Raw genomic sequence first — 2355 nt, 5'->3', positions numbered from 1 at the left:
AATCTTCGGATCAAAGGTTATTTGCACCTACCCGAAGCTTATCGCAGCTTATCACGTCCTTCATCGCCTCCGAGAGCCAAGGCATCCGCCATGCGCCCTTGCTTACTTTCTTTCAAACTGACTTCTCTTTGTATGCCACTATTGATAGTGTACACATTGAGAACGTACGGTTCGATATATACTTTTAGCTCTTTACTAAAATTTTACTTTTTGTTTTCATCATGTCAAAGATCGTTTTCTCATTTTCAGAGAGAGTGGAGAATAACGGATTCGAACCGTTGACCCTCTGCGTGCAAGGCAGATGCTCTAGCCAGCTGAGCTAATCCCCCGTAAGAGTTATTCGGAGTAGTCCCAGGCAGAGTTGAACTGCCGACCTCTACATTATCAGTGTAGCGCTCTAACCAACTGAGCTATAGGACTAGTTCAACCTTGTCTACCTTCTGTTAGACTCGGCTTCTTTTTTCTCTTGTTTATCTCTATCTATACTTCTATAGATGGTTGATCTATATTTTATAAATAAACAAGTACCAGTAGTACAATAAAAACAGAACCTGGTTAACCGTGAGGTTAACCTGAAAGTCAGTTGTTACGGCATCGCTCCAGAAAGGAGGTGTTCCAGCCGCACCTTCCGGTACGGCTACCTTGTTACGACTTAGCCCCAATTACCAGTTTTACCCTAGGACGCTCCTTGCGGTTACGTACTTCAGGTACCCCCGGCTTTCATGGCTTGACGGGCGGTGTGTACAAGGCCCGGGAACGTATTCACCGCGCCATGGCTGATGCGCGATTACTAGCGAATCCAGCTTCACGAAGTCGGGTTGCAGACTTCGATCCGAACTGAGAGAGGTTTTTGGGATTGGCATCCGGTCGCCCGGTAGCTGCCTTCTGTACCCCCCATTGTAACACGTGTGTAGCCCCGGACGTAAGGGCCGTGCTGATTTGACGTCATCCCCACCTTCCTCACATCTTACGACGGCAGTCTCTCCAGAGTCCTCAGCATAACCTGTTAGTAACTGAAGATAAGGGTTGCGCTCGTTATGGCACTTAAGCCGACACCTCACGGCACGAGCTGACGACAACCATGCAGCACCTTCACATTTGCCTTACGGCTATAATGTTTCCACTATATTCAAATGCAATTTAAGCCCGGGTAAGGTTCCTCGCGTATCATCGAATTAAACCACATGTTCCTCCGCTTGTGCGGGCCCCCGTCAATTCCTTTGAGTTTCACCGTTGCCGGCGTACTCCCCAGGTGGAATACTTAATGCTTTCGCTTGGCCGCTTGCTGTATATCGCAAACAGCGAGTATTCATCGTTTACTGTGTGGACTACCAGGGTATCTAATCCTGTTTGATACCCACACTTTCGAGCCTCAGTGTCAGTCAACAGTCCAGTGAGCTGCCTTCGCAATCGGAGTTCTTCGTGATATCTAAGCATTTCACCGCTACACCACGAATTCCGCCCACCTCTACTGTACTCAAGACTGCCAGTTTCAACTGCAATTTTACGGTTGAGCCGCAAACTTTCACAACTGACTTAACAATCCACCTACGCTCCCTTTAAACCCAATAAATCCGGATAACGCTCGGATCCTCCGTATTACCGCGGCTGCTGGCACGGAGTTAGCCGATCCTTATTCATATGGTACATACAAAATGGTATACATACCAAACTTTATTCCCATATAAAAGAAGTTTACAACCCATAGGGCCGTCATCCTTCACGCTACTTGGCTGGTTCAGGCTCGCGCCCATTGACCAATATTCCTCACTGCTGCCTCCCGTAGGAGTTTGGACCGTGTCTCAGTTCCAATGTGGGGGACCTTCCTCTCAGAACCCCTATCCATCGAAGGTTTGGTGAGCCGTTACCTCACCAACTGCCTAATGGAACGCATCCCCATCGATAACCGAAATTCTTTAATAGTTTCACCATGCGGTGAAAATATGCCATCGGGTATTAATCTTTCTTTCGAAAGGCTATCCCCGAGTTATCGGCAGGTTGGATACGTGTTACTCACCCGTGCGCCGGTCGCCATCTAAAGTTTGCAAGCAAACTTTAATGCTGCCCCTCGACTTGCATGTGTTAAGCCTGTAGCTAGCGTTCATCCTGAGCCAGGATCAAACTCTTCATTGTAAAAGTATTGTTAATCATCCGTTAAGGATGGTTGTTGCTCTGTTCAGGATGCCGTACAAAATTTATTGACTTCTTCCAATTACCTGTATTTCATTTGTATTGCTACCTATGAAACAAGTATTGACGGTTCTATTTTTTAACTTGTACTACTTGTATTGTTTATCAATATTTCAAAGAACTTGTTGCTTTCGTTTTAAAAGCGGGTGCAAAGGTAAGAGGTTT

General features: G+C 46.5%; 2 tRNA genes and 2 rRNA genes. All 4 read right to left on the bottom strand.

The window, feature by feature from the left end:
• Positions 1 to 112: ribosomal RNA gene (locus BQ7997_RS00060) — 23S ribosomal RNA — on the bottom strand; the annotation flags it as partial.
• A 143-nt stretch (positions 113 to 255) separates the two neighbouring features.
• Positions 256 to 329: transfer RNA gene (locus tag BQ7997_RS00055), tRNA-Ala, on the bottom strand.
• 17 nt (positions 330 to 346) lie between these two features.
• Positions 347 to 420: transfer RNA gene (locus BQ7997_RS00050), tRNA-Ile, on the bottom strand.
• A 183-nt stretch (positions 421 to 603) separates the two neighbouring features.
• A 16S ribosomal RNA gene (locus BQ7997_RS00045) occupies positions 604 to 2133 on the bottom strand.
• Positions 2134 to 2355 lie beyond the last annotated feature (222 nt).

Origin of the sequence: Bacteroides congonensis (assembly GCF_900130125.1) — a bacterium.
Lineage (GTDB): Bacteria > Bacteroidota > Bacteroidia > Bacteroidales > Bacteroidaceae > Bacteroides > Bacteroides congonensis.
Note: the sequence above shows the minus strand (reverse complement) of the source record. Positions and strands in the feature narration are given on the sequence as shown.